Source organism: Streptomyces sp. NPDC047042 (genome assembly GCF_040644035.1).
Taxonomy (GTDB): Bacteria; Actinomycetota; Actinomycetes; order Streptomycetales; family Streptomycetaceae; genus Streptomyces.
The window spans coordinates 57,120-80,447 of sequence record NZ_JBEYVP010000047.1; the positions used below are offsets into that span (position 1 = coordinate 57,120).

General features: G+C 70.8%; 14 protein-coding genes. 11 read left to right on the top strand and 3 right to left on the bottom strand.

Going from position 1 to position 23,328, the window contains the following annotated elements; genetic code table 11:
* Nucleotides 1-48 precede the first annotated feature (48 nt).
* Nucleotides 49-2,031, top strand: coding sequence for an ABC transporter ATP-binding protein (locus ABZ855_RS40115; protein ID WP_360816088.1), 1,983 nt, complete (start codon nt 49-51; stop codon nt 2,029-2,031).
* Nucleotides 2,028-3,929 carry an ABC transporter ATP-binding protein gene (locus ABZ855_RS40120; protein ID WP_360816091.1) on the top strand — a complete coding sequence of 634 codons (1,902 nt, stop codon included), beginning with the start codon at nt 2,028-2,030 and terminating at the stop codon, nt 3,927-3,929. The genes ABZ855_RS40115 and ABZ855_RS40120 overlap by 4 nt, the downstream gene beginning before the upstream one ends.
* 70 nt (nt 3,930-3,999) lie before the next feature.
* Here the strand turns inward: ABZ855_RS40120 and ABZ855_RS40125 are convergent, their stop codons facing one another.
* Nucleotides 4,000-4,401 (bottom strand): MerR family transcriptional regulator, encoded by a 402-nt coding sequence (locus ABZ855_RS40125; RefSeq protein WP_360816094.1) that lies wholly within the window; start codon nt 4,399-4,401, stop codon nt 4,000-4,002.
* A gap of 64 nt (nt 4,402-4,465) precedes the next feature.
* On the opposite strand from ABZ855_RS40125, the gene ABZ855_RS40130 reads away from it, so the two are divergent.
* The 7 genes from ABZ855_RS40130 (at nt 4,466) to ABZ855_RS40160 (ending at nt 14,801) form a co-directional block, all read left to right on the top strand.
* Complete coding sequence (locus ABZ855_RS40130; RefSeq protein ID WP_360816097.1) at nt 4,466-5,149, top strand: alpha/beta fold hydrolase; 684 nt, start codon at nt 4,466-4,468, stop codon at nt 5,147-5,149.
* A complete protein-coding gene (locus ABZ855_RS40135; RefSeq protein WP_360816100.1) occupies nt 5,146-5,976 on the top strand; it encodes a TIGR03619 family F420-dependent LLM class oxidoreductase in 831 nt (276 codons plus the stop codon). The genes ABZ855_RS40130 and ABZ855_RS40135 overlap by 4 nt, the downstream gene beginning before the upstream one ends.
* Before the next feature lie 42 nt (nt 5,977-6,018).
* Nucleotides 6,019-7,836 (top strand): ABC transporter ATP-binding protein, encoded by a 1,818-nt coding sequence (locus tag ABZ855_RS40140; RefSeq protein ID WP_360816102.1) that lies wholly within the window; start codon nt 6,019-6,021, stop codon nt 7,834-7,836.
* A 244-nt stretch (nt 7,837-8,080) separates the two neighbouring features.
* On the top strand, nt 8,081-9,877 hold the full coding sequence (locus ABZ855_RS40145) for an ABC transporter ATP-binding protein (RefSeq protein WP_360816105.1): 1,797 nt from the start codon (nt 8,081-8,083) through the stop codon (nt 9,875-9,877).
* A gap of 229 nt (nt 9,878-10,106) precedes the next feature.
* Entirely contained in the window at nt 10,107-12,188 is a 2,082-nt protein-coding gene (locus ABZ855_RS40150) for a M4 family metallopeptidase (protein WP_360816107.1), read from the top strand.
* A gap of 270 nt (nt 12,189-12,458) precedes the next feature.
* Nucleotides 12,459-14,120 carry a M4 family metallopeptidase gene (locus ABZ855_RS40155; protein ID WP_360816110.1) on the top strand — a complete coding sequence of 554 codons (1,662 nt, stop codon included), beginning with the start codon at nt 12,459-12,461 and terminating at the stop codon, nt 14,118-14,120.
* Between the two features lie 168 nt (nt 14,121-14,288).
* Complete coding sequence (locus ABZ855_RS40160; RefSeq protein ID WP_360816112.1) at nt 14,289-14,801, top strand: DUF1990 domain-containing protein; 513 nt, start codon at nt 14,289-14,291, stop codon at nt 14,799-14,801.
* A gap of 89 nt (nt 14,802-14,890) precedes the next feature.
* Here ABZ855_RS40160 and ABZ855_RS40165 read toward each other — a convergent pair whose 3' ends face one another.
* Both ABZ855_RS40165 and glgP read right to left on the bottom strand, forming a co-directional pair.
* Nucleotides 14,891-17,158, bottom strand: coding sequence for a M4 family metallopeptidase (locus tag ABZ855_RS40165; RefSeq protein ID WP_360816115.1), 2,268 nt, complete (start codon nt 17,156-17,158; stop codon nt 14,891-14,893).
* A 488-nt stretch (nt 17,159-17,646) separates the two neighbouring features.
* Nucleotides 17,647-20,307, bottom strand: a complete 2,661-nt coding sequence (gene glgP / locus ABZ855_RS40170; RefSeq protein ID WP_360816118.1) for an alpha-glucan family phosphorylase — start codon at nt 20,305-20,307, stop codon at nt 17,647-17,649.
* 257 nt (nt 20,308-20,564) lie between these two features.
* Here glgP and ABZ855_RS40175 point away from each other — a divergent pair, with 257 nt between their 5' ends.
* Together ABZ855_RS40175 and ABZ855_RS40180 are read left to right on the top strand one after the other, a co-directional pair.
* Nucleotides 20,565-21,785, top strand: a complete 1,221-nt coding sequence (locus ABZ855_RS40175; protein WP_360816121.1) for a S8 family peptidase — start codon at nt 20,565-20,567, stop codon at nt 21,783-21,785.
* Between the two features lie 560 nt (nt 21,786-22,345).
* Nucleotides 22,346-23,328: maltotransferase domain-containing protein (locus ABZ855_RS40180; protein ID WP_360816141.1), on the top strand; the 983-nt coding region annotated here is incomplete at its 3' end.

Consider the following 23,328-nt stretch of genomic DNA (forward strand, 5'->3'; position numbering starts at 1 on the left):
GCCAAAACCGGGTAGGCACTGTCAGTGGTGGTCCGTAGGCTCGTCTTGATGTCCACTACACATGCAAACGCGACGGATCCCGAGACCGAGACCGAGACCGCAACCGAGACCCAGGCGGGCCATTCCGCCGTACGCACTCTGCTGCGGCTGTGGCCCTTTGTGCGGCCGGTGCGCGCACGGCTGTTCGTCGCGGCCTTCGTCGCCGTGCTCGCGTCGGGCATGGGGCTGGTGTTCCCGCTCGTCCTGAAGTGGATGGTGGACGGGCCGGTCGCCGACCACGACTCGCGCGGTGTGTGGCTCGGGGCGTTGTGGCTGCTGCTGCTCGGGCTCGGTGAGGCGCTGCTGTTCGGGATGCGGCGGTGGTTGGTGGCCCGGCCGCTGGCCGGGGTCGAGGCGTCGATGCGGTCGGCTCTGTACCGGCGGCTCCAGCGGTTGCCGGTCGCGTTCCACGACCGGTGGCCGTCCGGTCAGTTGCTGTCCCGGGCGACGTCGGACCTGCAGCTGCTGCGGATGTTCCTCGCCTTCCCGCTGACGTTCCTGTTCGTCAACGCGGTGACGATCCTGGCCGGTGTGATCATCATGCTGGTCCAGGACTGGTCGCTCGGGCTGGTCATCCTGGGGCCCGCCGTCCCCGTCCTGGCCGTGTGCATCGTCTTCGAGCGGCGTTACCACCTGGTGGCCCGGCGTGCACAGGACCAGGTGGGTGACCTGACGACGGTGGTCGAGGAGAGCGTGCTCGGCATCCGGATCATCAAAGGGTTCGGGCGGCACCGGAGCCAGGCGCGGGCGTTCCGCGAACTGTCCCGGACACTGCGCGGCACCGAACTGCACAAGGCCAGGCTGCTGTCGGCGATCTGGGCGGCGATCGTCACGCTGCCGGAGCTGGCGATCGGGGCGGCGCTGGTGCTGGGCACCGTGCAGGTCGCCGACGGCGACCTGTCGGCGGGCACCCTGGTCGCCTTCCTCTCCACGGCCCTCGCCCTGCGCTGGCCCGTCGACTCGATCGGCTTCCTGCTCGCCATGAGCCAGGACGCGGCCACAGCCACGGAACGCTACTTCGAGGTGATGGACGAGGATCCGGAGGGCGCCGGGGAGGTTGTTCCCGGCGCCGGCGCCCCCGAAGGGGCGCGGGGAACTGCGCGCCCAGCCCCCACCGGACTCGCAGCCGACAAACAACGAACCGGCGAAGCCACGCCGCCGCGTCCGGGCGCTTCGGGCGCGGCCGACGTCGGGCGTGGGCTGCGCTTCCACGACGTCTCCTTTCGGTATCCCGATGCGCCCGCCGGCTCCCCTCCCGTCCTCGACCGTGTCGACCTGCACATCCGACCCGGCGAGTCCATGGCCCTCGTCGGTACCACCGGCAGCGGCAAGACCACCCTCACCGCGCTCGTCCCTCGTCTCCACGAGGTGACCTCGGGGCGTATCACCCTCGACGGGCACGACATCTCCGCCCTGCCCAGGGAGGAACTGCGCGCCCTGGTCGCCGTCGCCTTCGAGGAACCCACGCTGTTCTCGGCGAGCGTCGGCGACAACGTCCTCATGGGCGCCGGGGAAGACGCGGGCGAGACCGAGTTGCGCCACGCGCTCTCCGTCGCGCAGGCCGATTTCGTGCACTCGCTCCCGCAGGGGGCCGACACCCAGGTCGGTGAGCAGGGCCTCAGCCTGTCAGGGGGCCAGCGGCAGCGGCTCGCGCTGGCCAGGGCGGTTGTCGGCAAGCCTCGCTACCTCGTCCTCGACGACCCCTTGTCCGCGCTGGACGTGCACACGGAGGCCGCCGTGGAGGCCGCGCTGCGCCGCGTCCTCGCCGACACCACGGCCCTGATCGTGGCGCACCGCCCGTCCACGGTCCTGCTGGCCGACCGCGTCGCCCTGCTCTCCGGCGGCCGGATCGCCGCCGTCGGCACCCATCACGAACTCCTGCGGACGAACGCCGAGTACGCCTGGCTGATGGCCGGCGCGGAAGAGAAGACCGACCACGACAACGCCGGCTCCCCCCACGGCACCGACAGTTTCGAGGAGGCCGCCCGATGACGGCGCCCACGACCACCGCGCCGACCCCCGACGACGACCGCCCCACCAGGCCGGACGCCGAGCAGAACCCCGGGGCCGCCCCCACCGAACCCCAGCCTCCCGCCCCCGACGACCCGTTCGACCAGGACGACCTGCCCACCCCCAAGGGCGCCACGGCCGGACTCCTCCGCTCCCTCCTCGCCCCGATGAAGGGCCGGGTCGCCCTCACCGCCGTCCTCCTGCTGCTCCAGCAGGCGGCCGTCCAGGCGGGCCCGCTGCTCGTCGCGTACGCCATCGACCGGGCCGTACCGGCCTTCCGCGACCACGACAACGGGCCGCTCGTCGCCGTCGGGGTCGGCTATCTGCTCTGCGCGCTGGCCTCGGGCGGGCTGCAGTACTGGTTCATCTCGTCCGCCGCCCGCGTCAGCCAGGACGCGCTGCTCGATCTGCGCGGACGGATCTTCCGGCACGCGCAGGCCCTCAGTCTCGACTTCCACGAGCGCTACACCTCGGGCCGGCTCATCTCCCGTTCCACGGCGGACGTCGAGTCACTGCGCGAGCTGCTGAACGACGGGCTCCAGGAACTCGTCACCATCGCCCTGTCCTTCGCCTACATCTCGGCCCTGCTGATGTGGCTGGATCTGAACCTCGGCGCGCTCGCCGTCGCGTCCTTCGTGCCGCTCTATCTCCTCGTCCGGCTCTACCAGCGCCGGGCGGGCAAGGTGTACGCGCTGCGGTCCACCGCGATCGCCGCCGTCATCGTCAAGTTCGTCGAGACGATGAACGGCATCCGGCCGGTGCGCGCGTTCCGCCGCGAGGCCGTCAACGACGCCGAGTTCGAGACCCTCAACCGGCATCACGAGCGGAAGAACGGCGACGCCATCCTGGAGATGGCCCGTTACGTCGTCGGCTCCCGGGTCGTCGCCAACACCGCTGTCGCGGCCATGGTGTTGTGGGGCGCGCACCGGGTCGCCGACGACTCCCTGGAACTGGGTGTGCTGGCCGCCGCCGTGCTGTACCTGCGCCGGCTGTACGACCCGATCGACCGGCTCGGCATGTTCCTCAACTCCTACCAGTCGGCGACCGCCTCCCTGGAGAAGATCTCCGGGCTCCTCGCCCAGAAGCCGTCCGTCCCGGAGCCCACGGCTCCACGGGAACTTCCGGTACGGGAGTCCGAGCACCCAGGCCGCGAGGTCGTCTTCGACGGGGTCCGCTTCGCCTACCGCACGGGCGGCGAGGTACTGCCCACCTTCGACCTCACCCTTCCGGCCGGGCAGACCGTGGCGGTCGTCGGCTCGACCGGCGCCGGCAAGTCCACCCTGGCCAAGCTGCTCGCCCGCTTCTACGACCCGACCGAGGGACAGGTCCGCCTCGACGGCGTCGACCTGCGCGACCTGTCGGGCACCGACCTGCGGCGCGGGGTCGTGATGGTGACGCAGGAGGCCTTCCTGTTCTCCGGCAGCGTCGCCGACAACATCGCCATAGGCCGCCCGGACGCCGAGCGCGAGGAGATCGAGCGGGCGGCGAAAGCGATCGGCGCCCATGACTTCATCACCGCCCTGCCCGACGGCTACGACACGGACGTACGCAAACGAGGTGGCCGTATCTCCGCCGGGCAGCGCCAACTGGTCGCGTTCGCGCGGGCGTTGCTCGCCGATCCGGCGGTGCTGATCCTCGACGAGGCGACCAGCTCGCTCGACATCCCGGGTGAACGGGCCGTGCAGCGGGCGATGTCGACGGTGCTGAACGGGCGTACGGCCGTCGTGATCGCCCACCGGCTGTCGACCGTCGAGATCGCCGACCGGGTGCTGGTGATGGAACACGGGCAGGTCGTCGAGGACGGCGCCCCGGCCGAACTCATCGCCGGCACGGGCCGGTTCGCGGATCTGCACCGGGCGTGGCGGGACAGTCTGGCGTGAGGGGGTGTGTGCGCGAGTGGGTGATTGCTCGTGAGTGGGTGAGTGGGTGAGCCGTGGGTTCCGTGCGGGATCAGCGGTCGGCGGACTTCACCTGGTCGGTTCCGGCCCGCTCCTGCCGTGCCTCTGTCGCGTCGCGGAACGCGGCCAGTGCGGCCCGGCGGCGGTGCAGCTCCGCGATGTCCTCGTCCATCCGCCGCAGGTGCGTGGTCATCGTGCGCAGCACCTCCGGGCAGGGCTCGATCCCCGGCCCGGCGTCGGCGCCGGTGGCGCACGGCAGCATCTCGCGGATCGCGTCGGTGTTCAGCCCGGCCGCCAGCATGCCCCGGATGTGTGCGACGACGTACGGGGCGTCGGCCGCGTACACGCGGTATCCGCTGCTGTCGCGGTCGGGGCACAGCAGGCCCTGTTCGTCGTAGTACCGCAGCAGTCGGGCCGCGACTCCGGTCCGCCGTGACAACTCGCCTATCAGCACTGACTCTCCTCACCGAGCCCGGGACTTGACCTTCACACCGATGTGATGGGTCAACGTACGGGGCATGCGCGATTCATTCCCCGCCCTCGCCACCACCGTCACCGGAACCGGCCCGGGCCTGCTGCTCGCCCACGGCGCCACCGGCAGCATCGAAGGCAACTTCGGGCCGGTCCTGCCCGCCCTCGCCGCCGCCCACACCGTCGTCGCCCCGGACTACCCCGGCTCAGGTGAGACCCCGGTCGCCGAGGGCCCCCTGGACCTCGACGAGCTCACGGACTCGGTCGTCGACTCCGCCGTACGGCGCGGCGTCGGACGGTTCGCGGTCCTCGGGTTCTCGCTCGGCACACAGGTGGCGGTACGCGCCGCCGTACGCCATCCCGAGCGGGTCACCGCGCTGGTGCTGACCGCCGGATTCGCCCGGCCGGACGACCATCTGCTCGGCCTCCTCCCCGGCTGGCGGGCCGAGACGCCTCCCGCACTCCAACCGCACATCGACCTGGCCGCCTCCCTCGACGCCACCGGTGACCTGGCCGGGATCACCGTCCCGACGCTGGTCGTCGCGACGACCGCCGACAGCCTGGTCCTGCCCGCGGGCTCCCGCGCCCTCGCGGCCGGGATCCGGGGCGCTCGGTACACGGAGATCGACAGTGACCACGTGGTCATGGTCGAGCGGCCGGAGGAGTGGCTGAAACCGGTCCTCGGCTTTCTCCGCTCTCTCCCGGACGGGAAGAACGGTGCGGGGGAATGAAGCTGCAGGTGGTCCTCCCGAACGAGGCCGCGGGCGCCGATCCGCGGCAACTCACCGACCTGGCACGGCAGGCCGAGGATCTCGGCTACGACACGGCCTGGCTCCCCGACCACCTCCTGCCGCCCGGTGAGTACGGCCCGGTGTACGGCGGGGTCTTCGAGCCGCTGGTGACCATGGGCTGGCTGGCGGCCGCGACCACCCGGATCCGGTTCGGCACCTCCGTACTCGTCCTGCCGATGCGCAGTCCTTTCGTCGTGGCCAAACAGGTCGCGACCCTCCACAAGCTGTCCGGCGGACGGATCACCCTGGGGGTGGGGATCGGCTGGGACGAACGCGAGTTCACGGCCGTCGGCGCCGACTTCAGGAGCCGGGCGGCCCGCACGGACGAGGGCATCGCCCTGCTCCGGCATCTGTTCCGGGTCGGCCGTGGCCCTTTCGAGGGCCGCTGGTACGGCTTCGAGGCAGGCGTCTTCGAGCCGCGCCCCGAGGGCGTGGTCCCGGTGATGACGGGCGGTGTCACCGACGCCGCCCTGCGCCGGGCGGCCCGGTACGCCGACGTCTGGCAGGGCGTGAACCTGGACCCGACGGCGTTCGGCGAACGGCTGGCGTATCTGCGGGCGCACACGCGGGACGGCCGTACGGTCTCCCCGGGCACCCGGATCGACTGGCACGGCCCTGACCACGCCGTCGGCGAGGCCGCCCGCACCGCCGAGTCCTTCCGGGCCGCCGGAGCCGAGCACCTCGCGGTGCACTTCGGCGAACCGGACGGCTACGCCCGGCGGATGGCCGCCTTCGCCCGAGCGAACCGGCATTCGACGGACCGTTAATCCGATGGGCAACCCGCCCTCACCCTCGGTAGCCTCCGACAGATGATCGACGCGTACGAGGATCCCGGCACGCCCGACTCCCGTAGCGCCGGCCGCTATTTGCTGTGGCTTGTGCGGCAGCAATGGCGGCGGTGTGCGATGGGGGCGCTGCTCGGCAGTGTCTGGACGACGTTGCTGGCGCTGTCGCCGTATCTGCTGTCCCGGGCCGTCGACGACGGTCTGGAACCGGGCGACCAGGCCGTGCTGGTCGGCTGGGCCGGGGCGCTCCTCGCTGCCGGGACGTTCAACGCGTGGTTGAGCATCGTGCGGCACCGCACGATGACCCGGGTCCGGATGGACGCCAACTTCCGTACGGTCAAGGTCGTGATCGGGCAGGCCGTGCGGCTGGGGGCGGCGCTGCCCCGGCAGGTCGGGGCCGGGGAGGTCGTCACGATCGGCGTCGGTGACGTGTCGACGATCGCCCAGTCGCTGACCTTCGTCGGACCCGGGATCGGCTCGATGGTCTCCTACGGCGTGGTCGCCGTACTGCTCCTGTCGGTGTCGCCGACCCTCGCCGCCGTGATCCTGCTCGGTGTGCCCGTCATCGCGCTGCTCGTGGTGCCCCTGCTCGGCCGGCTGCAGGGAGTGGAGGCGTCGTACCGGGAGCGTCAGGGGGTCCTGACCGCCCGGATCGGGGACCTCTCGGGCGGGCTGCGCGTCCTCAACGGGCTGGGCGGCAAAGGGCTGTTCGCCGACGCGTTCCGGCGTGACTCGCGCCGCCTCCAGGAACAGGGGTACCGGGTCGGGGCGGTGAGCAGCTGGATCCAGGCGCTCGGCCTCGGGCTGCCGACGCTGTTCCTCGCCCTGGTGACCTGGCTCGCGGCCCGGCTGGCCGCCCAAGGGGACATCTCCATCGGCGAGTTGGTGTCGGTGTACGGCTATGTCGCCGTCCTGATCGTGCCGGTCGCCTTCTTCATCGAGTGCGGTTTCCAGATCAGCCGCGCCCTGGTCGCCGCCCGGCGGGTCGTACGGTTCCTGGCGCTCGACCCCGACGACGACAGCGACGGGCGGGGGCTGGACGCGCCGGGGTCGCCCGCCGCGCTGCACGACCCCGACTCCGGTGTGCGCGTCGTACCGGGGCGGCTGACCGCGCTCGCCGGTGCCCGGCCCGCCGATGCCGTCGCCGTCGTCGACCGGCTCGGCCGGTTCACACCGTCGGCGGCCACCTGGGGCGGCGTACGGCTCGACGAGATCGCCCTCCCCCAGGTGCGCGCCCGCATCCTGGTCGCCGACAACGAGGCCGACCTGTTCGCCGGGACGTTGCGCGAACTGGTCTCCGGGCGTGGGGAGTACGACGAGGAGGACATCGCGCGGGCGGTACGGGCGGCGGTCGCCGACGACATCGTCCTCGGGCTGCCGGACGGGCTGGACTCGGCGATCGACGCGCAGGGCCGCAACCTCTCCGGCGGGCAGCGGCAGCGCGTACGGCTGGTGCGGGCGCTGCTCGCCGACCCCGAGGTGCTGCTCGCCGTCGAGCCGACGTCGGCGCTGGACGCGCACACCGAGGCCGCGGTCGCGGACCGGCTGCGCGCGGAGCGCGGCGGGCGCCCGGACCGTACGACGGTCGTGGCGTCCACCTCACCGCTGCTGCTGGACCGGGCGGACACCGTGTACTACCTGGTCGACGGCAAGACGGCGGCCACCGGCAGCCACCAACGCCTGCTCGCGGAGGAACCGGGATACCGCTCCCTGGTGGCCCGCGACACGGACGAGACGGACGACACGGGTGAGGTGGACCAGGTGGACGAGCGGGGCGAGGGGCCTGTGCGGGACCTGGTGGGCGACGAGGGCCGGGAGAGCATCGAGGATCCGGTCCACTGAGCACCCACCAGCCCGGCCCGCAATCCCAGCCCGACCACCGACCGAGAACACCGGCCCACACCATCCAGCCCGTCCGGCGTTTGAGGACGAGGCCCCTTCAGGGCCGAAAGCGGGGGTCTGGGGGCGCAGCCCCCAGGGACAGGATGGGACGGGTAGGGGCGGCGGGGGCGAAACCCAAGTCCCCCAAGTCGCCCCTCAGCCCGGTCACCGACAACACACCGCCCCACATCAAGGAGTTCACCCGGTGAGCACCCAACTGCCCATCGCCACCGCCGCCGACGTCAGGCGGGCCGCAGGCCGACTGATTCGCGCCGACGCCCGGGCCTTTGCCGTGCTCCTGCTCCTGAACTCGCTGGCCGCCGGTGCCGGCCTCGTCGCGCCCTGGCTGCTCGGGCGGATCATCGACGAGGTGCGGGCCGGTGCCGGGGTCCGGGTCGTGGACCGGCTCGGGCTGGTCATCGTGGTGTGTGCGCTGGCCCAGTTGCTGCTGGCGCGCTGGGCGCGGTACGTCGGCTACCGGTTCGGGGAGCGGACCCTGTCGCGGGTGCGGGAGGAGTTCGTGGACCGGGCGCTCGCGCTGCCCGCGTCGGTGGTGGAGCGGGCCGGGACCGGTGATCTGACGGCCCGGGGGACGGCCGACGTCAGCACGGTCGGCACGACGTTGCGGGATGCCGGGCCGGAGCTGCTGATCGCGTCGGTGCAGTGTCTGTTCATCATCGGCGCGGTGTTCGCGCTGGACCCGCTGCTCGGCCTGTCGGCGGTGCTGGCGCAGACCGGGATCTGGTTCGCGCTGCGCTGGTATCTGCGCCGGGCCCGCGCCGCGTACCTCGCGGAGGGTGCCGCGAACTCCGAAGTGGCCGAAATTCTCTCCGCGACGGCGTCGGGCGCGCGCACGGTCGAGGCGTTCGGGCTGGCTCGGCGGCGGGTCGCGGTGAGCCGGGAGGCACTGGACGAATCCCGGCGCAGGCGTCTGCACACGCTGTATCTGCGGACGGTGTTCTTCCCGCCGGTGGAGGTGTCGTACGTCCTTCCCGTGGTCGTCGTGCTGGTGGTGGGCGGCGTGTTGCACGGGCGGGGGGCGATCAGTCTGGGCGCGGTCGTGGCGGCGGCCGTGTATCTGCGGCAGTTGGAGGCGCCGCTCGACGAGGTGCTGACGTGGACGGAGCAACTGCAGTCCAGCGGGGCCTCGTTCGCGCGGGTGGAGGGGCTCGGGCGGGCGCCGAAGAGCGGGTCGGAGGCGTCGCCGGTGCCGGTGGGCGACCTGATCGAGGTGGCCGGTGTGCGGTACGCGTACGACCGTGGCGGCGAGGTGCTGCGCGGGGTCGATCTGACGGTGCGGCCGGGTGAACGGCTCGCGGTGGTGGGGCCGTCGGGGGCGGGCAAGACGACGTTGTGCCGGCTGCTTGCGGGGATCGACGAGCCGCGTTCGGGCACGGTGACCGTGGGCGGCGTTCCGATCGCCTCGCTCGGGCCGGAGGAGCTGCGGCGGCAGGTCGTGCTGGTCACGCAGGAGCACCATGTCTTCCTGGGTACGGTCCGGGACAATCTGCTGATCGCCGAACCGGCGGCCACGGACGCCGAGTTGTGGGCGGCGCTGGCCGCCGTGGGCGCCGCCGACTGGGCGCGTGGGCTGCCGGCCGGGCTGGACACCGGGCTCGGCCCGGACGGGGAGTCGACCGACGGTTCGACCGCCCAGCAACTGGCCCTGGCGCGCGTCGTGTTGGCCGATCCGCACACGGTGATCCTGGACGAGGCGACGGCGTTGCTCGATCCGACGACCGCGCGTCATACGGAGCGCGCGCTGGCCGCCGTACTCGAGGGGCGGACGGTGATCGCGATCGCGCACCGGCTGCACACCGCGCACGACGCGGACCGGGTGGCCGTCATGGAGGAGGGGCGGCTGACCGAACTCGGCACGCACGAGGGGCTGGTGGCCGCGGGTGGGGCGTACGCGGCGCTGTGGCGGTCGTGGCACGGGGAGTCGCAACCGACTTCAACAGAAAAGATCGGTTCGTTGCAAAAGAATGATCAGCCCGTATAGCGAACATGACCAACCGGTCAACGAACCTTTTCCAGCCAACTTGTTGACGCGGTCCTGACAGCACACGATCCCGCCTGCCAGTCTTCCCACGGCACTTCACAGCGGCTCCACAGCCACATCGCTGTGTTCTTCGCCGCGCATCCGCACGCACCTGTTCTGCCCCGGACGGACGACCACCGTTCGGTCCCCCCTGGCCGCCGGTCCGGCGGTCAAGCAGAAGGAGTCAGTGTTGAGACGCCAGCCCCACAGACGCGCCCCCCACGCACCCTCCCCCACCTCCCAGTTCGACCGCTCCACCCAGCGACGGGTCGCCGCCGGCGCCCTCGTCGCGGTAACCGCCCTACTGGCAGCGGCAGTTCAGTCCGGTGCCGCCACCGCAGCCCCGGAGAAGGCACCGTCGGCCGCGGGAAAGGTCATACCGGGCGCGGAGTCCGTCAAGCTGTCCCCCGCCCAGCGCGCCGCGCTGCTGGCCGACGCCGACGCCGCCAAGGCGGAGACGGCCAAGGAACTCGGTCTGGGCGCCAAGGAGAAGCTCGTCGTCCGTGACGTGCTCAAGGACGGCGACGGCACCGTGCACACGCGCTACGAGCGCACGTACGACGGACTTCCCGTCCTGGGCGGTGACCTCGTGGTCGACACCGCCAAGTCGGGTGCCACGGAAGGCGTCGTGAAGGCCACGCGGGCCACCATCAAGGTGGCGACGACGACGGCCTCGCTGCCCGTCGCGAAGGCCGAGCAGCAGGCGCTGACCGCCGCGAAGGCCGAGTCGAAGAGCCCGAAGCTCAACAAGGAGCCCAGGAAGGTCATCTGGGCCGCCTCCGGCACCCCGGTGCTCGCGTTCGAGACGGTCGTCGGCGGTCTCCAGCACGACGGCACGCCGAACGAGCTGCACGTCATCACCGACGCGGCCACCGGCAAGAAGCTCTACGAGTACCAGGGCGTCGAGACCGGCACCGGCAACACGGTGTACAGCGGCACGGTCGACCTCACCACCACGCAGTCGGGTTCGACGTACAACCTGACCGACGGCGCGCGCGGCGGCCACAAGACGTACAACCTCAACCGCGGCTCCTCCGGCACCGGCACGCTCTTCTCGGGCGCCGACGACGTCTGGGGCAACGGTCTCGCGTCCAACCTGGAGTCGGCGGGCGCCGACGCCCACTACGGCGCGGCGCTCACCTGGGACTACTACAAGAACGTCCAGGGGCGCACCGGCATCAAGGGCAACGGCGTCGCCGCCTACTCCCGCGTCCACTACGGCAACGCGTACGTCAACGCGTTCTGGCAGGACGCCTGCTTCTGCATGACGTACGGCGACGGGTCGGGCAACGCCAACCCGCTGACCTCGATCGACGTGGCCGGCCACGAGATGACGCACGGCGTCACCGCCAACACGGCGGGCCTGCTCTACTCGGGTGAGTCCGGCGGCCTCAACGAGGCGACCTCCGACATCTTCGGCACCGCCGTCGAGTTCTACGCCAACAACCCCTCCGACATCGGTGACTACCTCATCGGCGAAGAGATCAACATCAACGGCGACGGCACACCGTTGCGTTACATGGACAAGCCGAGCAAGGACGGTGCGTCCAAGGACAGTTGGTACTCGGGTATCGGATCGATCGACGTGCACTACTCGTCGGGTCCGGCGAACCACTTCTTCTACCTGCTGAGCGAGGGCAGCGGCGCCAAGACCATCAACGGCGTCAGCTACAACTCGGCCACCTCGGACGGGCTGCCGGTGACCGGCATCGGCCGGGACAAGGCGGAGAAGATCTGGTTCCGCGCGCTCACCACGAAGTTCACCACGAACACCAACTACGCGGGGGCCCGTACCGGCACGCTCGCGGCGGCCGGTGAGCTGTACGGCACGACGAGCGCCGAGTACACGGCTGTGGCGAACGCCTGGGCCGGTATCGCCGTCGGCACGCGTCCGGGCGGCGGTGGCGGTGGCACCGGCACCTCCTTCGAGTCCGCGACCGTCGTATCGATTCCGGACAACGGCGCGGCCGTGACGTCCTCGCTCGCGGTCACCGGCATCACCGGCAACGCGCCGAGCAACCTGGTGGTCACGCCGAACATCACGCACACCTGGCGCGGTGACCTGGTCGTCGACCTGGTGGCGCCCGACGGCTCGGTCTACAACCTGAAGCCGTTCAGTTCCTCGGACTCGGCGGACAACGTGACCGAGCCGTTCACGGTCAACGCCTCCTCCGAGGTCGCCAACGGGACCTGGCAGCTGAGGGTCCAGGACAAGGCGGCTCAGGACACCGGCAGGATCAACGGCTGGAAGATCACCTTCCCGTCGGCCTGAACACACAGCATCTAAGGGTCTGTTCGAGCACCGTTCAGGACCCGTGAGCGGCAGGGCGCCGTCCCGGTGGACCACGTCACCGGGGCGGCGCTTTACATTCACGCAACATTCGTCTCGTAGTCGATTTTCAGCCAACATCACTTGAGGGTCCTGACATGTACGCGCCCTCAATGTCACTCTTCCACCGCACGCCGCAACAGCACTCCAGTTCCACAACCCCCTCCGGGCGATCACCCCAAGGCCGCCCGGAACCCCCACAAAGGAGTCCGCGTGACCCCCATCTACGCGCGTCACAAGCGCACCACTCTGGCCATCGCCACCGCCGTCGCGGCCGGAGCCCTCATCACCACCGGTCTGACCACCGGTGCCTCCGCGGAGAGCGAGCCGGCCGGGACCCAGGCCAGGGCGTCCGCCGTACCAATGACGCTGTCCCCCGCCACGCGCACGGCCCTCATCAAGGAAGCCTCCGCCGACGCCCCGGCGACCGCCGAGAAGATAGGCCTCGGCGCCCAGGAGAAGCTCGTCGTCCGTGACGTCGTCAAGGACGCCGACGGCACCCTGCACACCCGCTACGAGCGCACCTACGCGGGCCTCCCGGTCCTCGGCGGCGACCTCGTCGTGCACGAGAGCTCGACCGGTGCGACCAAGGGCGTGACCAGAGCGCACAACGCCGCGATCAAGGTCGCCGACCTCACCCCCGAGGTCACCACGACCGCCGTCGAGAAGCAGGCCGTCACGCTCGCCAAGCGGGCCGGCTCCACCAAGTCGGCGGCGGCCAAAGCCCCCCGCAAGGTGATCTGGGCCGCCTCGGGCACCCCGACCCTCGCCTACGAGACCGTCGTCGGCGGCCTCCAGGAGGACGGCACCCCGAACGAGCTGCACGTCATCACCGACGCGGCCACCGGCAAGAAGCTGTACGAGTACCAGGGCATCGAGACCGGCACCGGCAAGAGCCTGTACTCGGGCACGGTGACCCTCGGCACGACCCTCTCCGGGTCGACGTACCAGCTGACCGACGGCACCCGCGGCGGTCACAAGACGTACAACAAGGCGCGCGCCACCAGCTCGTCGGCCGGCACCCTGTTCACCGACGCGGACGACACCTGGGGCACGGGCGCGGCCTCCAGCGCGACCACCGACCAGACCGCGGCCGTCGACGCCGCGTACGGCGCGCAGAAGACGTGGGACTTCTACAAGGACACGTTCGGCCGCTCCGGCATCAAGAACAACGGTGTCGCCGCCTACTCCCGCGTCCACTACGGCAACGCGTACGTCAACGCGTTCTGGGACGACAGCTGCTTCTGCATGACGTACGGCGACGGCGCGAGCAACACGCACCCGCTGACCTCGCTGGACGTGGCCGGCCACGAGATGACCCACGGCGTCACCTCCAACACCGCGGGCCTCAACTACTCGGGCGAGTCCGGCGGCCTCAACGAGGCGACCTCGGACATCTTCGGCACGGCCGTCGAGTTCTACGCGGCGAACTCCTCCGACGTCGGTGACTACCTCATCGGCGAGAAGATCAACATCAACGGCGACGGCACGCCGCTGCGTTACATGGACAAGCCGAGCAAGGACGGCGGTTCGAGGGACGCCTGGTCCTCGACCCTGGGCAGCCTCGACGTCCACTACTCGTCGGGCCCCGCGAACCACTTCTTCTACCTGCTCTCCGAGGGCAGCGGCGCCAAGACGATCAACGGGGTCAGCTACAACTCCCCGACGTCCAACGGCTCCACGGTCACCGGCATCGGCCGCGCCAAGGCCGTGCAGATCTGGTACAAGGCGCTGACGACGTACATGACGTCGACGACCAACTACAAGGGCGCCCGCACGGCGACCCTGTCGGCGGCCTCGGCGCTGTACGGCGCGAGCAGCACGGAGTACGCGGCGGTGAACGCGGCCTGGGCGGCGGTCAACGTCACGGCGTAAGGCACCTGGCTCGTGACGCGTGAGCGGCACGAGCGGTGAGTGACAGGCGGGGCGGTACCCGGAACGAAGGCATTTCCGGGTACCGCCCCGTCGTCGCACGTCCCCCTCACGCCCCTGCCGCCCCCCGCCGCACAACTGTGCCCACCCCCCGCCTTACCCTTGGGTCCCATGTCCTTCACGTACGCGGAGGTCGGCGCGACCCGCGAGCGCGGCTTCCGTTGTCCGCCCGGCTTCCACCACCTGCATGTACGCACCCGCATAGGCGAGGGCGAGGAGGTCTTCCGGCGCGCCTCCGAGGCCGTCCTGACCTGGGAGATGCACCGCGCGATGGGCGTGGGCATCGACGCCACCTCCGAACGCGCGGCCCCCGACGTCGACGTCACGGTCACCCTCGCGGGCCTCATCAAGGCCCCCTGCCGAGTCGTCTGGACGACCGAGGAACCCCGCCGCGCGGGCTGGGCGTACGGCACCCTGGCCGGCCACCCGGAATGCGGCGAGGAATCCTTCGTGGTCGACCGCACGGGCGACGGCACGGTATGGCTGACGGTCAGCGCGTTCAGCAAGCCGGCGAAGTGGTACTCCAGAGCGGCCGGCCCGGCGACCCGGGGCCTGCAGCACGCGTACGCCCGACGGTGCGGGGTGGTGCTGCGGCGGCTGTGCGGGGAGTACGAGGAGGGCTGAGCGTACGAGCGTACTGACGCCGCCGCGCCGGGATGGCTTCCCGGCGCGGCGGTGTCAGTGGTGGGACGGGCGACTGGAGCGGAGAGCGATCAGAAGGTCAGGCTCCAGCTGTCGAGGTAGCCGGGTTCGTTGGTGAAGATGCCCGGGGTGTTGTCCGTGACGCGGAGCTTCCAGGTGCCGTTGGCGGGGAGTGCCGAGGCGTCGACCGTGAACGTCTGGTGCAGTTCCGATCCCCCGTCCCAGACGAAGTCCTTCACCATCAGCGTGGTGCCGTCCTCGGCGACCAGTTCGATGATCTGGCCGCCGATGAACATGTGGAACAGATCGACCGTCACCCGCAGATCACGGGGCGCGTTTCCCTCTCGCCCGGTGACGGTGAGCGGGGACTCGACGGACTTCCATACAGGGATGTCGTACCGGCCGGGGTTGATGAAGAAGCCGCCGCCGGAGCCGAACACGCGCCAGACGAAGGGCAGAGTCAGTTTCTCCGCCGCGGAGTTCGTGATGACGACGGTCGTCTCGAAGTCGCCGGCCACCGTCGGTGTGCCCGAGATCAGTCCGGTGTTGGGGTCGATCGACAGACCGGTGGGCAGACCGGTGGCGGAGTAGGTCAGAGCGCCGGGGCGCGTGGTGGTCGCCTTGATCTGCCGGGCGACCGACTGGCCGACGGCGACGGCCCGGGCCGAGGGGGCCTCGGCGGCGATGTGGTTGACGTAGCGCACCCCGACGTTGACCGCGGCCCATGCGTTGGCGACCGCCTCGTACACGTCGCCGGAGGCACCGTACAGGTCGGCCGCGGCCTGCAGGGTGGCCGTGCGGGCTCCCGCGTAGTCGGTGGTGCTGGTCATGTACCGGGTCAGCGCCCGGTACCAGATGTTGGTGGCGTTCTCCCGACCGATGCCGGCGACCGGCAGACCGTCGTAGGTCGGGCTGTCGTAGTCGACGCCGTTGATGGTCTTCTTCCCGCTGCCCTCGGCGAGGAGGTAGAAGAAGTGGTTGCCGATGCCGGAACTCAGGTGGGGGTCGAGCTTCTTGGTCTGCTCCGTCCAGTAGTCCTGGGAGGTACCGGCGGGGTTGACCTCCTTGGAGGGCTGGTCCATGTAGCGCAGCGGCAGTCCGGTGCCACGGAGATCGATGAGTTCACCGATGTGGTAGTCGGGCTTGTCACCCGCGCTGTTCGCGAAGAACTCGACGGCGGTGCCCATGATGTCGCTGGTGGCCTCGTTGAGCCCGCCGGACTCACCGGAGTACACCAGGCCGGCGGTGGCGGAGGTGACACCGTGCGTCATCTCGTGGCCGGCTATGTCGAGTTCGGTCACCGGCCGGTCGTTGGTGCGTCCGTCGCCGTAGGTCATGCAGAAGCACTCGTCGAGCCAGAAGGCGTTGGCGAATCCGACGCCGTAGTGCACACGGGAGTAGGCACCGCGTCCGTCGTCCGCGATCCCGTTGCGGCCGAACCGGTCGTGGTAGAAGTCCCAGGTCTTCGCGACGCCGTAGGCCGCGTCGACGGCCGCCGTCTGACGGTTGGACGCCGTTCCGTCTCCCCAGACGTCGTCGTCATCGGTGACCAGCGTGCCCTTGGCGAAGGTCCCGTTCGCGTCGAACGTCTGGTGGTTGCCCCGCTGAGGGTCGGTCAGCTCGAAGACGCCGTTGTTCCGTACGGTGCCGATCGGGACCCTGCCGCTGTACCGGCTGATCCCCTCACCGCTCTGCACCTCCTCGTGGCTCGTCAGCTGAGCGCCGGTCGCGGCATCGGTCAGGACCTCGAGACGGCTCGGCGTCCCGTCCTCCCGCACACCTATGACAACGTTTTCCCAGGCCAGTTTGGCGTCGCCGTCCCCCGCCCAGACAACCAGCCGCGACTTCCCCTGCGGTGCGGCCCCACGGGTGTCCTCCCGCTTCGCCACGGCCAGAGCGGACTTCTCCGCGTCACCGGCGGAGCGGGCCGCGGCGGTCGTCGGGAGGGAGATCGCCTCCTGCGACGCCTTGCTGACCGTACGGGAGCCGGCACGGTCGTGCACCACCAAGTCGCCCCCGCGCACGGGCAGTCCGGCGAAGGTGCGTTCGTAGCGGGTGTGCACCGTGCCGTCGGCGTCCTTGATGACGTCCTTGGGTATCAGGGCCTCCCGCTGGCCCAGTGCGAGCGCACGGGCGGTGGCACCGCCCGCGTCGGCCGCCGCCTCGAGCATCATCTTCCGCTCGGCGGGGCCCAGTTGGACAGCTCTGGCACCAGGTCTGGGTTCCGCGGTGATCTGCCGGGGCGCTCGCTCCACGTCGTCCGCCGCCGGGGCCGCGCTCCAGGCGGGAAGCGCCGACCCGAGCAGCGCGGCCATCGTGCCGACCGCGATCCCCGACATACGTCGGCGAACCTGGGCGCCACGACGGGAAGGACCGGAAGGCGGGGAACCCTGCGACGAAGTCGTCCCGTGGGCAGGTGAGTTGTTCGACACTGCTGCAACTCCTTGTGCCCGACTGCGCGTTGGGCAGCCGGTGAGAATGAGGACGGAGGACAGCAATGGCCTCCACTGAGGAGATGTGCGTGGGGGGAACGCCCGGGCGTTGAGAAGATCGTTCCAGCCGACGGGGGCTTCTGTCACCGTCTCCGGGGATCGTTGTCCGGAATCCGGATAGTGGGAGCGCTCCCATGACCCTTCGTACACAGTAGATCACGTGCGGCTTTACGTGGCGGCAACATACCCTCGCCGGCCTCTTTGGCCACTTTCCGCCTATGGACCTACAACGCCCCTACACGGCAGCGGAGTTGAGAGACGGGGACCCGCAGCTGCGTCGGCGGCCTCGGAACGAGGTGCCGCCGACGCACCGGTCAGTGACTGTCAAGCGGCAGTCACCGCATCAACACCCCCGCCCCCTCCCCCAGTTCCTCCGAAGGCACCGCCACCAGCCCCATCTCCGCGTTCGACGCCAGCAGTCGGTGTGCCGGCAGGATCCGTACCGTGTAGCCGTACGGTCCCGTCCGGTGCAGGGACAGTGGCCCCTCGTACTGCCAGCGGCCTTCCCCGTCCGGGCCGCCCACCGCCTTCAGGGGGACCGTCGACGCGTCCGTGATGCTGTCCTGCGAGTCGACCCGGCCCGAGACCGCCTGGACCTCGACGTCGTCCGGGGACAGTTCGCCGAGCCCCACCCGCACGCGCAGCGAGAGCGTGCTGCCCAGTTCCGCCGTCAGGGCGGGGGCGGTCGCCGCCGAGGTCTCCACGTGGTCCACCGTCACCGTGTGCCAGGCGGCGCGGACCCGGGACTTCCAGGTCGCCAACTCCCTTGCCGTGTCCGGGGTCATGGTGCGGTGGGCGCGGGCCGCGGGGGCGTAGAGGCGTTCCACGTACTCGCGGACCATGCGGCCGGCCAGGACCTTCGGGCCGAGGTGGGTGAGGGTCTCGCGGACCATCTCGATCCAGCGGTCGGGCAGGCCCGTCTCACCGCGCTCGTAGAAGCGCGGGGTGACGCGCTGCTCCAGCAGGTCGTACAGGGCCGCCGCCTCCACGTCGTCCCGGTGGTCGGGGTCGGTGCCCGCGACGCCGTCCGCCGTGGGGATCGCCCAGCCGAAGTCGGGCCGGAACCACTCGTCCCACCAGCCGTCCAGGACCGAGAGGTTGAGGCAGCCGTTCAGCGCCGCCTTCATCCCGCTGGTGCCGCAGGCCTCGAGCGGGCGCAGCGGGTTGTTGAGCCAGATGTCGCAGCCCGGGTAGAGCTTCTGCGCCATCGCCATGCCGTAGTCGGGGAGGAACACGATGCGGTGGCGGACGCGCGGGTCGTCCGCGAAGCGCACCAGCTCCTGGATCAGTCGCTTGCCGCCGTCGTCCGCCGGATGCGCCTTGCCCGCGATCACGATCTGGATGGGACGCTCGGGGTGGAGGAGCAGGTCGAGGAGACGGTCGCGGTCGCGCAGCATCAGGGTCAGCCGCTTGTACGAGGGGACACGGCGCGCGAAGCCGATCGTCAGGACGTCCGGGTCGAGCACCCCGTCGATCCAGCCCAACTCGGCCGTACCCGCGCCGCGTTGCCGCCAGGACGCGCGCAGCCGGTCCCGTACCTCGACCACCAACTGCTCGCGCAGGGAACGCCGTAGCTCCCAGATGTCCTGGTCGGCGATGTCCGCGACCGAGTCCCACCGCTCCGAGCCGCCGACCGTCAGCGCGTCCTCGGTGCGCTCCGCGCCGATCTGCCGCGCGCCGAGCCTGAACACCTCCGGCGCGACCCAAGTGGGCGCGTGCACACCGTTGGTGACCGAGGTGATCGGAACCTCGTCCGGGTCGAAGCCCGGCCACAGTCCGGCGAACATCTCCCTGCTCACCTGGCCGTGGAGAAGGGACACGCCGTTCGCCTGGCGGCCCAACCGCAGCCCCATCACAGCCATGTTGAAGAGATTCGGCTCGCCCCCGGGGTAGGTCTCCCTGCCCAGGCTCAGCACGCGTTGCACGTCGATGCGCGGGAGTTCGGCGTCGGGGCCGAAGTGGCGGGCGACCAGCTCACGGTCGAAGCGGTCGATGCCGGCCGGGACGGGAGTGTGGGTCGTGAAGACCGTCCCGGCCCGGACCGCTTCCAGTCCGGCGTCGAAGTCGAGCCCGTCGTCGCAGAGTTCGGCGATCCGTTCCAGGCCGAGGAAACCGGCGTGGCCCTCGTTGGTGTGGAACACCTCGGGGGCGGGGTGGCCGGTGAGGCGACAGTACGTGCGGACCGCGCGCACTCCTCCTATGCCGAGCAGCATCTCCTGGAGCAGCCGGTGTTCGCTGCCGCCGCCGTACAGCCGGTCGGTGACGCCCCGTTCGCCGAGGTCGTTCTCCTCCACGTCCGAGTCGAGGAGCAGCAGCGGTACGCGTCCCACCTGGGCCAGCCAGACGCGGGCCCGCAGCGACCGGCCGCCGGGCAGGGCCAGGGAGACCTGGGCCGGGGTGCCGTCGGGCTCCTTGAGGAGGGCGACGGGGAGTTCGTTGGGGTCGAGGACGGGATAGTGCTCCTGCTGCCACCCGTCCCGGGAGAGCGACTGGCGGAAGTAGCCGTGCCGGTACATGAGTCCGACGCCGATCAGCGGTACGCCGAGGTCGCTGGCCGACTTGAGATGGTCCCCGGCGAGGATGCCGAGGCCGCCGGAGTACTGCGGCAGGGCTGCCGTGATGCCGTACTCGGGGGAGAAGTAGGCGATGGCGGCGGGGAGTTCGGCCGCCTGACCCTGCCCCTGGGCCTGCCCCTGTGTCTGTGTCTGGTACCAGCGGGCGCCGGTGACGTACTCGTTCAGGTCGTCGGCGACCGTGTTGAGGCGACGCAGGAAGCGGCTGTCCTCGGTCAGTTCGGTGAGTCGCTCGGGCGAGAGGCTGCCGAGGAGCCGTACGGGGTCGCAGTCCGACGCGGCCCAGCGTTCGGGGTCGACGGACTGGAAGAGTTCGCGGGTCTCCGCATGCCAGGACCAGCGCAGATTGCGGGCCAGATCACTGAGCGGCCGGAGTGGCTCGGGGAGAACGGGACGGACGGTGAACCGACGGATCGCCTTCACATGCCACCTCGGTGGTCGTGCGTATTCAAACCTGTACCTGCAAGGACACACGGCCTTGTGCGTCCCGTCATCAACCCCTTGACGGTATCGGGGCGGGAGCGCCGGAACCATGGCGCGTATTGCGCGCCCCCCTCGCGGGCCGACCGTCGATATGGCCGATTCCACCCCCGTAGGCCACCTTGTGACACTTCTCCCCGCACGAGAGGCTGCCCAGAAGGCCGCCCGGTGTCGGCGGCCGAGGAGGGGGAACTCCAACCATGGAACGGACGCGCACCAGACGTCCGCGCTGGGCGTCGGCCCTGACCGCGGCGGCCACCGCCGCGCTGCTTTCGGTCACCGCACCCGCGCAGGCGGCCCCGGAGGGCCGCATATCCGGAGCCGGTGAACCCGGCTCCGTAGGCGGCAGTTACCTGGTGACACTCAAGGGGGGTACGGCGGCCTCGTCGGCGAACGGCAGGAGACTGGCCGCGAAGTACGGGGCGAGAATAAGCCACATCTACAGCACCGTCCTGAACGGCTACGCCGTAACGGCCGACGAGAAACAGGCCAGACGGCTTGCTGCGGACTCCCGGGTGGCCTCGGTCGCCGCGGACACCCGGATCACGTACGACCGCGTGGGCGAAGCCGGCGGACGCGGCCGGCAGGATCCGCCGTCCTGGGGCCTGGACCGGATCGACCAGGCCGGTCTCCCGCTCGACGGCGGCTACACCTGGCCGGATTCGGCGGGCCGGGGCGTCACGGTGTACGTGATCGACACCGGCATCCGTATCTCGCACAAGGACTTCGGTGGACGCGCGAGTCACGGCTGGGACTTCGTCGGCGGCGACGCCTGGGCCGGCGACGGAAACGGCCACGGCACGCATGTCGCGGCGACGATCGCGGGCACGGCCCTCGGCGTCGCGAAGAAGGCCAGGGTCGTCTCCGTACGCGTCCTCGACAACGCGGGCGGCGGGACGACCGCGCAGGTCATCGCGGGTATCGACTGGGTCACACGGAACGCGAGGAAGCCCGCCGTCGCCAATGTGAGCCTCGGCGGCTACCGCAACGCCCAACTCGACGCGGCCGTACGGAACTCGATCGCGTCCGGGGTGACCTACACGGTCGCGGCCGGCAACGACGGGGAACCGGCGCGGGATCACTCCCCGGCCGCCGTCAAGGAGGCGATCACGGTCGGCGCGACCGGGCCCAGGGACGAAAGAGCCAGTTTCTCGAACTGGGGATCGAGTCTCGATCTGTTCGCCCCGGGCGTCTCGATCACTTCCGCGTCATATGCGAGCGACACGGGCCGGGTTGCCTACTCCGGTACGTCGATGGCGGCGCCGCACGCGGCCGGGGCCGCCGCCCTCTACTTGGCGGAACGTCCGAAATCCAGTCCGGCGCAAGTCGCCAAGGCACTGACGGCCGCGGCGACGAACGGAAAAGTCTCCGACAAGGGGACCGGTTCACCGAACAAACTCCTGCGTACACCGCTCCCTTAGAAGCAGTGTGCCGTTGTCGGCCCCGTCCGCCGGACGGGGCCGATGTCGTTCGCCGACCTGGCTGATCCTGGGTGCAGACATACGCGCGAGTAGTTAGCAAAGTGCCGGATTGCCTACCCGAATAGGGTGGGAAGGCTCCTCCGGTACACGACTGGGGGTACACCACGCCTGACACCCTCCCCACATCCATCCGCCCACCCACGTTGACGCGGACAGGAGCGGTCATGCCCGCCACGCACCACTCGTCACCACCCACGACTCCCACCACCGCAGCGCCCCCGATACGCCCGCCGGACACCGCCGTCCCGCAGAGCGCCCGGAAGTCGCAGTCTCCGGCCGGCGCCAAGGCCGCGAAGACACCGTCTCCGGTCACCGCCACAGCCCCGAAGACATCGTCTTCGGCCACCGCCGCAGCTCCGGACACCCCACCGGAGGCCGCCGCGACGGAGACCGGCGCAGCCCCGGCCACCACCCCGTCCCCCCAGGAAGCTCCCGGCGCTCCCGCCGCCCCGGCCACCGCCGTCGGCCGTATCCCCGTCCTGGACGTCCGTCCGCTGGTGATGGGCGGGCGCCGGCCGGCGAAGGCGGTGGTCGGCGAGGCCTTCGAGGTTTCGGCCACCGTCTTCCGCGAGGGCCATGACGCCGTCGCCGCCAACGTCGTGCTCCGCGACCCGAAGGGCCGCCCCGGCCGCTGGACGCCGATGCGCGAACTCGCCCCGGGAACCGACCGTTGGGGCGCCACCGTCGAGGCCGACGCGCCCGGTGAGTGGACGTACACGGTGGAAGCGTGGGGCGATCCGATCAGCACCTGGCGGCACCACGCCGGCATCAAGATCCCGGCCGGGATCGACACGGAACTGGTGCTGGAGGAGGGCGCGCTGCTGTACGAGCGTGCCGCCGCCGGCGTACCGAAGAACAAGGGCAAACGGGACGTGATCCTGGCCGCCGCCGAGGCCCTCCGGGACGTCGAACGCCCGGCGCACGCCCGGCTGTCGGCCGCCCTGACGCCGGCCGTGGACAAGGTGCTGCGCCGATATCCGCTGCGTGAGCTGGTGACTTCCAGCGACACGTTGGCGCTGGTGGTGGAGCGGGAGCGGGCGCTGTACGGGGCGTGGTACGAGTTCTTCCCGCGTTCGGAGGGCACGCCCGAGCAGCCGCACGGGACGTTCCGGACAGCGGCGCGGCGGTTGCCGGCGATCGCGGCGATGGGTTTCGACGTGCTGTATCTGCCGCCGATCCATCCGATCGGGCACACCTTCCGCAAGGGCCCCAACAACACGCTGTCCGCCTCCGCGCAGGATGTCGGGGTGCCGTGGGCGATCGGTTCGGAGGCCGGCGGCCATGACGCCGTCCACCCGGACCTCGGGACGCTGGAGGACTTCCGGTTCTTTGTCGCGGAGGCGGGCCGGCACGGGCTGGAGGTGGCACTGGACTTCGCGTTGCAGTGCTCGCCGGATCATCCGTGGGTGCAGAAGTACCCGCAGTGGTTCCATCACCGCCCGGACGGGACGATCGCGTACGCGGAGAACCCGCCGAAGAAGTA